This window comes from Streptomyces macrolidinus (genome assembly GCF_023887685.1).
Lineage (GTDB): Bacteria > Actinomycetota > Actinomycetes > Streptomycetales > Streptomycetaceae > Streptomyces > Streptomyces macrolidinus.
This window is the reverse complement of record NZ_JAMWMR010000061.1, coordinates 1-9,092: the sequence shown is the minus strand read 5'-3', so window position 1 is coordinate 9,092 and position 9,092 is coordinate 1. Positions and strand designations below refer to the sequence as shown.

Genomic DNA, 9,092 nt, shown 5'->3' with positions numbered 1-9,092 from the left:
GGTGCACGGCCGGGTGCGGGGCCGCGACTTCCGCCTGTGTCTCACGCTCCACCCGGCGGACACCACCCTCCGTATCGAGGTCACGGACGCCCGTACCGACCGCCGCCCACCGACCCCCGGCACCCTCGCTCCACCGTCACCCGATCTGGACGGCGGCCGAGGACTCCTCCTCGTGGAGGCGCTGTCCACGCACTGGGGAACCACGGAAGGAGACCCGTACACCAAGACCGTGTGGTGCGAAGCCGCCCTGAGGTGAATGTCAGTGCCGTCTGCGACGCTTCCCTCCATGAACCGGACAGAATTCGCGAATCTTTCGTTCTTCTGGGGTTGCTGGACGTTCTTCGAGGCGGCGTGGATCGGAGTGCTGTGGCAGAGCCGCTCCCGGGTGCCGGGCTGTACCGGATTCCCGGTGTGCGGCGCGTGCGGCGGGGTGTGAGCGAGAGGCGTGTGCAGGCGCTGCTGGAGGAGCTGGAGCAGCACGGCGCGGTACCCCGCCCCTGGACTGGATGGCCGAGGCGGGTGAACCCGCGGTGCTGACGCTGCGTTCCCTCACTCGTCAACCCCCAGGCTCTGCCGTCGCTGCGACGGGAACCGTCTATGTGTGCGAGAACCCGGCCGTCCTGTCCGCCGCCGCGAACACCCTCGGCGCTGCGTGCCCGCCCATGGTGTGCCTGCAAGGGCAGCCGTCGGCCGCGGCGCTCACCCTGCTGCGCGGCCTCTCCGCCCAGGAGTCCGAACTGCTCTGTCACGGTGACTTCGACTGGGGCGGTGTGCGCATCGCCACGGCACTGCGGCGAAGCGTTCCGTGGCGGCCATGGCGCTACACAGCCGCTCACTACCGGGCGGCGGTTGCCCGGCTTGGGGAGGCCCCGGAACTGACAGGGATGCCTGCCGCGACTCCGTGGGACCCGGCCTTGGCAGTCGCCCTCACGGAGGGCGGGGTCCGTGTCGAAGAAGAGGCGGTGCTCGACGATCTGCTTGCGGACTTGGCGAGAGGGGATCTGTGAGGCGATGGGCCGGGTAACTCGCCCAGCAGGGCGTTCTTCCTCGGCGAGGCACCCGACCTGAGGCGCCAGGTTTGGCCTGCGCGCGGTACCGAGTGGGAGGCCACCGCGCGCTCCGCCAAGTGTGACGAGAAGCCGTCGTCCATTACGGACCAGAGATGCGCGAAGCAAGGCGCCCTGGAGCAATCGCGCTCGGTGGCTACGCCTTGCCGACCTGGGTCAGGCCCTGCAGGTGACGCAGCGAGCCCTGCATGCCCTCGACGCTCCCGTCCAGGAAGATCACGTTGCCGTCACCCTCCTTCGCGGACTCGCGGATCGTCTCCGTCCACATCGTGAAGGCCAGCAGACCGGGGTCGACCCCGTGATCCGTCAGAGTCTGCGCGGACTCCGACAGCCCCTTCGCCAGCTCCATACGGAACTTCGCCAGGCCCTCGCCACGCAGCCGTGCGGCCTCCGCCTCGTTCTGCGCGGCGATCCGGATGGCGGCACCGTTCGCCTCCGCCTCCTTCGTCCGCGTGATCAGCAGCGCCTGGCCCTCGAACTCGGCAGCCGACTGCGCGTTCTTCGCCGCCACCACACGCGACATCGAGGCCATGACCTCGGAGTCGAAGTTGATGTCGTTCACCGTCAGGTCGACCAGGGTGTAACCCCACGAAGCGAGCTGCTCGTCCAGGGTGGACTTCGCGTGCGAGACGATCTCCGACCTCAGACCCAGGACCTCGGCCTGCTTCTTCGTCGACACGAACTCCCGCACACTCGCCTCGACCGCGCTGGTCATCGCCATATGGAACGAATTGTCGTTGATGAACTTGAAGGCCACGAGTTGCACGGTGGCCGGGGAGTGGTCGGACACCGTGAAGATGATCGTCGACGTGAAGTGGACCGCGGCCTGGTCACCCGTGATGGCGGAGAACTCCAGACGGGAGGTCTGGTTCTGAACAGGCACCTTGCTGTGGATACGCTCGAAGATCGGGACGATGAGGTTCAGGCCGGGGTTCAGGACCCGGCGGTACTTCCCGAACAGGGTGACGACCGCGACATGCGCCTGGCCAACGGTGCGTATGGAACTCAGGAGCAGCACAAGCACGACGATGCCGACTGCGACCAACGTGACAAGAAGAGACATAACGGAACCTTTGGGTCGAGCAAATCTGACGAACTGCACGGTGATGCCCTACGAAGGGCGAGGAAGGGCAGGGCGTCAGGGGTGGTGGCCGGCGGCGAGCAGGCTTGCGCGGTGCTGGCTCACAAGACCGCCTGCATGCCCGGTTGGGACAGCAAGATCTTCGCATCTGTGCACCACCGACGACACTGCCGGAAGCAGGCAGTCTTCGCTGACCGTCGTTGCCGCCTGCGCGCAGGCGGGACCAACTGAGCCGCCCCGAGTTCGAACTCGACTCCCAGGCTGAGGGACGTTGAGGTGTGCGCGGCGGCGTCGGTACCGCCGGGGCCCAACGTCTGTACCACGGGGCCCAACTCAAGGCGGTGGTGCCGGAGCGTTGCGGTGAGCAAGATCCGGGCGTGGGGCGGGTCTGGCCATCGGCCCCCGGTCGGTCCTGCCGGGGGAATGCGAGCGATCTGCCGCCTCGGCGGCGGAATAGGCCACTCTAACGGAGTAATGCCAGACAGATGCTGGGATAGTACCTTAAGTCTTGTACCGAAGACGGTAAGTGACTGAGCTCGAGATCTGCCCATGTCCGAGCGCCCCACGCGATCTGCCCAGCAGCAGACTCTCCACGAGGGGTCGGCATGGCCGCTTCTGTTTCCCACCTCAAGGGCGTGACCGGCTGAGGGAACGCGTAGCCGGTCGACGACCGCGACATGTCAGCCACGGCCCGGTACCGCGGTCCGGCAGACGGCCTTCTTCCTCTGCCTCGTCGTGCGACCGGCTCCGAGGCCACCGGTATCCCTCAGGCCTCAACAGGCCTGCCCCAGCCCGACATTCGTTCGCCGTAGTCTGCGACCCAGCACACCACCACCCCGGGCGCGACGGCGCCGAAGAGGCATGGCGCAACCGCCGCAGTCAACGCCCCACCCCACACCAGGAGTTGAATCATGAGTGGATGCGGCTGCAGGCAGTCCCCGATCGTCATCGGCGGCTGCCGGCCCACCGGGGCGGTCTGTCCCCCCGTCGAGGTTCTCGGTGGCTGTTCCGGCTCCGAGCCGTGCCAGCACTGCGAGACGATCCCCCTGCGCGATTCCGCACCGTACCGGGTCACGGCGACCGCGGACAGCACGGACCCGACGCCGTACTACACCATCGCCAACACCCATGCCGCACTGGACCCTGCCGTCGCCCAGACCATCCTGAACGGCGGCACGGGCACGTTCCCGGCTGACGGCGGGACGCACAACGGCCAGCACACCTGGCTCGCCGGCGTCGTGCACATCGACCCTGCGGCACTGTGCGGCAATCCCACCAGCCTCACGATCAGCGCCTCGGTCCATGTCCACAACGACGGCCCGAACACGGCATGTCAGCTCTACGGCCGCTTCGCCCTGTGGAACGGCACGACCCCGATCCGCACCGATCTCCTGGGCCCACCCGATCTGCCGGCGGGTGGTGACGACAACGGCGTCATCCAACCGACCACCGTGTCCCTCGCGGACGTCCTCGCGGGAAGGATCGTCGTCGAACTCAACCTCGAAACAGGCAACGACGACGGCTGCCGAGTCGGCCCCAAGCAGTGGACCGTCGACAGCTTCGTCCTCGCCGTCCAGGCATCCGCCCCGGGCTTCGGCAGGCCGTTCCTCCGTACGACCTGCCGTAACTGCGCCGGCGTGGTCACCTGCACGACCGACACCCTCGACGGCTCGGCCACCCCGTACACCCCGGTCCCGCCGGTCGTCCCGGTCGCCTCCTGCCAGGACGGATGCTCCACCGCCCGCCCCCCGTGCATCTCCACCGACCGGGGCAACGCCATCACCCGGGGCAGCGACGGCTGTCTGTACGCGCCCGACACGCCCGCCCTGGACCCGTCCCCGTGCAACGCCGCACGGAACACGACCGGCGGGCTGCTCGTGCCGCGGGTCGACCTGACGGGCATCGCTCCGGGCGGGAACAGCAGCCTCGAACGGTCGGTGGACATCGACGTCACCGAGCTGCCCGGCTGCCCCGACAGGTGGCGGATCGGCGCCCGCCTCACGCCGGTGAGCGGGTTCCGCAACGCCGAGCGGCAGCACGCCAACCTCCTGGCCAAGACCGGCACCGACGTACCGATCCCTGAGTCCGACATCGTGCTCCCGGAGGCCGGGGTCTACCACATCGACAGCGATGTGCGGTACGCGCTCGGTACCGCCACCGGCGGCAGCGGCTACATCATCGGCTGGCTCAGGGACGAGACGACCGACACGCTCCTGACGAGCTTCACCCAGATCGCGGTGGTCAACGCGGCAGGGCAGGAGCAGCAGGGCGGAACCACCCACATCATGACCGAGTACACGGCCACGTCCGGCCCCCGGACGGTCCGCCTGCACCTGATGTTCGTCCTCACCGGCGGCAGGATCACCGACGCCGAGGCCGGCGGCACCGACAGCAACGGGGCGACCCGGATGCGCTTCCTCAAGGTCAGGGATTGAGACGCCGTCTCCTTCCCTGAAGCAAGTCCTTGTGATCGGGCACCGATGCGAGCGATGGTGCTGAGAGTGCACGGCTACGGCCCCGGCGCGGAAGACCCGGAGAGGGGGCCCGCTGAGCGCGCTGCGGTACACCGGCGATGTGCAGGACCCCGCTCACCATGTCTTCCACCGCCTCAACCGCCGCCTTCCCGCCACTCGTTGAAGGAGCCCTCACCGTGCCGGACCAGCAGTTACTCGTTCTCGACCCCACGGCTTCCCACCACCACGCCGAGCACCGGGCCCTGCGCGCTCGCGGGGCAGCCACGCTCGTGGACATCCTCGGGGTCACCGCGTGGTCCGTCTCCGATCCCGCTCTCCTGAAGCAACTCCTGATGCTCTCGGACGTCTCCAAGGACGGTCGGGCGCACTGGCCGGCCTTCGCCGGCACGGTCACCACCTGGCCACTCGCTCTCTGGGTAGCGGTCGACAACATGTTCACCGCCTACGGCAGCGACCACCGCCGTCTGCGTCGTATGATCGCGCCGGCCCTCTCGGCCCGCCGTATCTCCGCCCTGGCACCCGTCATCGAGGCATTCGTCACCGACCTCCTCGACGACCTGGACGCCCTCCCGGCCGACGAAGTGGTCGACCTGCGCGAAAACTTGGCCTACCCACTGCCGATCGCGGTGATCGGTCAGATGATGGGCCTTTCCCTCATTCAGCGAAACGGGCTCCGCTCGGTGGTGGACCGCGTGTTCGCCACCACCCTCTCGACCGACGAAGCCGCAGCGAACACAGCAGCCCTCTACCGCCTTCTCGACGAGTTGATCGCGACGAAGCGGGCCGCACCCGGCGACGACATGACCTCCCTCCTGATCGCCACCCGCGACGAGGAGGGTGACAATGACGCCCTGACCGATGCCGAGTTGCGCGACACCCTCGTGCTGATGATCAGCGCCGGGTACGAGACGACCGTCAACGTCATCGACCAGGCGATCACCTCCCTGCTGGCCGACCGCGAGCAGCTCGCCCACGTCCGTGCCGGTCGGTGCGGCTGGACTGACGTCGTCGAGGAGACACTGCGCCACGAGCCGGCCATCAAACACCTGCCCCTGCGCTACGCGCTCCAGGACATCCCTCTCCCCGACGGCCGGATGATCCGGGCCGGGGAGGCGATCCTCGCCTCTTACGCAGCCGCGAACCGCCACCCGGACTGGCACGGTGACAACGCCGATCTCTTCGACGCCACCCGAGTCACCAAGGACCACCTCGCCTTCGGCCACGGGGTCCACTTCTGCCTCGGAGCTCCGCTCGCCCGCCTCGAAGTCTCCATCGTCCTACGCCAGTTGTTCGCACGCTTCCCCGACATCCAACTCGCGGTACCCGCCGGGGAACTGCAGCCTCTGCCGTCCCTGATCAGCAACGGGCACGTGACCCTGCTCGTCCGACTGAGGCCGGTGTAGCCCGCCGAGAGCCACACCAACCTTCGACACAGGCTGGCCCGTCGTCGGTCGCGGGCGCCCCGGCGCCGGAGGGAAGGAGCCCCGTGCGGCTCGGGCTAGGCGGCTGGGATGAGTTCGGCGCGGCCGAACAACAGCGCGTAGCCGGAGGGGAGTTGGCGCAGGATGCGGGTGACGAGGTCAGGACCGGCCAGGGCGGCGATGGTGCAGAGGACGGAGCCGGTGTCCCAGCGGGTGGTGGCCAGGGGGGCGCCGGTGCGGGCGGCGAGGTCCTTGACGAAGGCCCAGCCGGTGAGGGGCTGGGTGTCGGGGATCTGTGCGGCGAGGATCTGTGCGGATTCGAGGGGCAGGCGGGCGGCCAGTTCGACGCGTTCGTCGCCCGTCAACTGGCGTCCGAGTCCTGCGAGGACCAGGCGGACGGCTTCCTCGGCCCGTTCGCGGGTGGGGTAGGCGCCTTCGTAGCGGACCTTCTCCAGCATCTCCTCGTACGTCATCACGAGCGGCTGCTGGAACGGTGCACGCCGGTCGTACATCACGGGGGTGGTTGCCTTTCTGTCGCCGGGGTTGTGGTGCCGGTGCGCGGGCACCGGGTGTGGTCGGTCAGGCGGGCTGGGGGCGGCCGAAGAGGAGGTCGTAGCCTGCGGGGAGCTGGAGCAGGATCTGACCCAGCAGGTCGTCACCGGCCGCGTCGGCGACCGTGCTGAGGACGGCGCTGACGTCCCAGGCCGCGGTCTGGTCGGTGGCGCCCTCGATCCAGGCCGCGGTCGCGCGCACGAACCGCTCCGGTGACAGGGGTTCGGTGCTCTGCAGCGGATTGAGCAGGATCAGGGCGAAGTCTTCCGGCAGGCGCGCCGCCAACTGGGCGCGCACCTGGCCGACCAGGTGGGCGCCCAGCAGGGCGAGCACCACGCGGGCCGCGCGCTGGGCTTCCTGACGGCTTCCGTACTCGCCGCGCTCCTTCACCCTGTCGAGGAACGCTTCGCTTCGCAGGGTCACGTCGGTCGCCACCCTTCTTCAGTCCGGGGGGAGGGCGGAGGGCGGGGTGAGTGGGGAGATCAGGTGCCCGTCCTCCGCCGCTGTTCGGCCCGCGCGCCCGGTTCAGCCGGAGATCTCCTTGCGGTCGGACCCGCCGCCGACGGCGATCTTGCGGGGCTTGGCGCGTTCCGCGATCGGGATGCGCAGGGTGAGCACGCCTGCCTCGTAGTCGGCCTTGATGTGCTCGGTGTCCAGTGTGTCGGCCAGCACGATCTGGCGGGAGAAGACGCCCAGCGGCCGTTCCGACAGTTCCATCTGCACGTTGTCGGACTTCGCCAGGGGCCGACGCTCGGCCTTGACGGTCAGCATGTTCCGTTCGACATCGATGTCGATCGCCTCAGGGCTGACGCCGGGGAGGTCGAAGGCCACCACGTACTCGTCGCCCTCGCGGTAGGCGTCCATCGCCATCGCGGACGGCCGTGTCCAGGTGCCGGTCATCTGCTGGGCGAGACGGTCGAGCTCGCGGAAGGGATCGGTGCGCATCAACATCGTGAAACACCTCCAGAAGGTTCGGGCAGTTGCTGCCAATGCGCCTCACTGAAACCGTTGTAGCATGTCATCCAATGGATGACAAACGTCGGTGTCGTCTGAAAGATGACAACTCTGAGGGGTGCCTATGACAGCAGCCGACCAGCCGGTCTCTTCCTGTGTCGACACTCAGAGTCCGGCGTCGTTTCTGGCCGCTGCGGCGGCCCTTCACGCCATAGACGAGGCCCTGCGCGCCGCCCAGCACGAGGCCCTGGCTCCCGATGTCCCCGATGCGCCCAGTCCGGGCCCTGAGCAGGCCTTGGCCTCCCTTCTGCTGTTGCGGCAGGTTCGCGAGCAACTCGCCGGATGGGAAACCGGCCTGATCGAAACGGCCCGCCACGCGGGCGCAAGCTGGGCCGACCTCGCCCACCCTCTCGGCGTCGCCAGCCGTCAGGCGGCCGAGCGCCGCTACTTGCGCAATCGGCCCGGCCCCGCCGGAACCACCGGTGAACAACGTGTGCAGGCCACCCGTGAACGCCGGGCCGCCGAACGTACCGCCGCGACCTGGGCCCGTCGCAACGCCGCCGACCTGCGCCGCATCGCCGGTCAGATCACCGCACTCACCGACCTGCCCACAGCGGCCCGCCTCCCGCTCAGCCAACTCCACGCGGCCCTCGCTCACGACGACCCCGCCGCCCTCATCCACCCCCTGACCGCCGCCCGCCCCCACCTGACCGCCACCCATCCCGACCTCGCCGCCCGACTCGACGCCCTGACGAGCTCCGCCACGCCTGCAGACACCGTCCCCGACTGACCCGCCCCCGACCGACCGGTACACGGCTCCGTGTGCGAAGTCCCTCCCATCTCACGCAGCAGACCCCGGCCGACGGCGGGGTCCGCTTCTTCAGGGTGAAGGCCTGCCCGGGAGTCCATTCGGTCGTAACGATTGGTGCGTGTTCAGATATCCACTGACACTGCGGGTATGCGCGAGTACGAGAGCCCGTCCACGATCCGGATTCCGCCGCAGGATCAGCTCGCCACAACGGTGTTCCGCAGCGATCGCCCCGAGTGCGTCCTGTTCGACCGGCCGACGGGGAATGGTTGGGAGCCTGTGACCGCCGCGCAGTTCGCGACCGAGGTACGCGCCCTCGCGGCGGGCTTCCTCGCCGCCGGGATCCGGCCCGGCGACCGGGTCGCCCTGCTGGCCGCGACACGCTACGAATGGACCCTGACCGACTATGCCCTGTGGACGGTCGGCGCGGTGCCGGTGCCGATCTACGACACCTCCTCGCCCGAGCAGATCCGGTGGGTACTGGAGGACTCCGAGCCCGTCGCGACGGTGGTCGGGACATCGCAGCACCGCCGCCGCCTGGAGGAGATCCAGGAGAACCTTCCCGGGCTGGAGCGGGTGTGGCAGATCGACGCCGGTGACCTCTCCCGGTTGCGGCAGGAGGGTGCCGAAGTCCCCGCCGCCCAGGTCGACGAGCGCCGCGACGCGGTCCGCGCGGACGACACCGCCACCATCATCTACACCTCCGGCACCACCGGCCGCCCCAAGGGATGCGTA

Annotated in this window: 11 protein-coding genes; 7 read left to right on the top strand and 4 right to left on the bottom strand. The window is 69.0% G+C overall.

Going from position 1 to position 9,092, the window contains the following annotated elements; all coding sequences use genetic code 11:
- The 3 genes from NGF19_RS29985 to NGF19_RS29975 all read left to right on the top strand — a co-directional run.
- A partial coding sequence (locus NGF19_RS29985) for an ATP-binding protein (RefSeq protein WP_252429053.1) occupies window positions 1-256 on the top strand: 256 nt, incomplete at its 5' end.
- A 30-nt stretch (window positions 257-286) separates the two neighbouring features.
- On the top strand, window positions 287-436 hold the full coding sequence (locus NGF19_RS29980; protein ID WP_252429051.1) for a hypothetical protein: 150 nt from the start codon (window positions 287-289) through the stop codon (window positions 434-436).
- 70 nt (window positions 437-506) lie between these two features.
- Window positions 507-1,007 carry a DUF2399 domain-containing protein gene (locus NGF19_RS29975; protein ID WP_252429049.1) on the top strand — a complete coding sequence of 167 codons (501 nt, stop codon included), beginning with the start codon at window positions 507-509 and terminating at the stop codon, window positions 1,005-1,007.
- Window positions 1,008-1,203: 196 nt separating this feature from the next.
- Here NGF19_RS29975 and NGF19_RS29970 read toward each other — a convergent pair whose 3' ends face one another.
- On the bottom strand, window positions 1,204-2,130 hold the full coding sequence (locus NGF19_RS29970) for an SPFH domain-containing protein (RefSeq protein ID WP_252429047.1): 927 nt from the start codon (window positions 2,128-2,130) through the stop codon (window positions 1,204-1,206).
- A 929-nt stretch (window positions 2,131-3,059) separates the two neighbouring features.
- Here NGF19_RS29970 and NGF19_RS29965 point away from each other — a divergent pair.
- Window positions 3,060-4,583, top strand: a complete 1,524-nt coding sequence (locus tag NGF19_RS29965) for a hypothetical protein (RefSeq protein ID WP_252429045.1) — start codon at window positions 3,060-3,062, stop codon at window positions 4,581-4,583.
- 215 nt (window positions 4,584-4,798) lie between these two features.
- Window positions 4,799-6,025 (top strand): cytochrome P450 family protein, encoded by a 1,227-nt coding sequence (locus tag NGF19_RS29960; protein ID WP_252429043.1) that lies wholly within the window; start codon window positions 4,799-4,801, stop codon window positions 6,023-6,025.
- A 95-nt stretch (window positions 6,026-6,120) separates the two neighbouring features.
- Here NGF19_RS29960 and NGF19_RS29955 read toward each other — a convergent pair whose 3' ends face one another.
- From NGF19_RS29955 to NGF19_RS29945, 3 genes are all read right to left on the bottom strand, one after another.
- Entirely contained in the window at window positions 6,121-6,555 is a 435-nt protein-coding gene (locus NGF19_RS29955) for a DUF2267 domain-containing protein (protein ID WP_252429041.1), read from the bottom strand.
- Window positions 6,556-6,622: 67 nt separating this feature from the next.
- A complete protein-coding gene (locus NGF19_RS29950; protein WP_252429039.1) occupies window positions 6,623-7,018 on the bottom strand; it encodes a DUF2267 domain-containing protein in 396 nt (131 codons plus the stop codon).
- 102 nt (window positions 7,019-7,120) lie between these two features.
- Complete coding sequence (locus tag NGF19_RS29945; RefSeq protein ID WP_252429037.1) at window positions 7,121-7,546, bottom strand: Hsp20/alpha crystallin family protein; 426 nt, start codon at window positions 7,544-7,546, stop codon at window positions 7,121-7,123.
- Window positions 7,547-7,673: 127 nt separating this feature from the next.
- Here NGF19_RS29945 and NGF19_RS29940 point away from each other — a divergent pair, with 127 nt between their 5' ends.
- Both NGF19_RS29940 and NGF19_RS29935 read left to right on the top strand, forming a co-directional pair.
- Window positions 7,674-8,339, top strand: coding sequence for a type III effector protein (locus NGF19_RS29940; RefSeq protein WP_252429035.1), 666 nt, complete (start codon window positions 7,674-7,676; stop codon window positions 8,337-8,339).
- 168 nt (window positions 8,340-8,507) lie between these two features.
- Window positions 8,508-9,092: AMP-binding protein (locus NGF19_RS29935; protein WP_252429033.1), on the top strand; the 585-nt coding region annotated here is incomplete at its 3' end.